The following is a 308-nucleotide window of genomic DNA, read 5'->3' as shown; positions in this document are numbered from 1 at the left end:
ATAGTGCTTACTCGCTAATAAAGGTTGTATCCTATGTCTAAAAAGCTGTCCCCTTTTAGACTATACTTTAAACCTGCATTTAAATTATTAATTTTTTAGGCAGGGTTTAAGGTTGAACTGATATTCTGTCCTGGACAACCAGCTATCACCAGGCTCGGTAGGCTTTTCACCTCTAACTACAAATCTTTCCACTATTTTGCCACATAGACGGATTGGTCCCATGGGACTGTTTGTAGGTAGCTCGTCTGGTTTCGGGGTGTTTAACTTTAGGGCTCTTTGCTAAATTATTCTAGTTAACTCATTATGCG

General features: G+C 39.3%; 1 rRNA gene. It reads right to left on the bottom strand.

Annotation, left to right across the window (positions count from 1 at the left end):
- Positions 1-308, bottom strand: a 23S ribosomal RNA gene (locus tag C0Z22_RS16150); the annotation flags it as partial.

The sequence above is a fragment of the Halobacteriovorax sp. DA5 genome, from assembly GCF_002903145.1.
Classification (GTDB): Bacteria; Bdellovibrionota; Bacteriovoracia; order Bacteriovoracales; family Bacteriovoracaceae; genus Halobacteriovorax_A.
The sequence above is the reverse complement of the archived record's forward strand: the minus strand, read 5'-3'. Positions and strand labels throughout refer to the sequence as shown.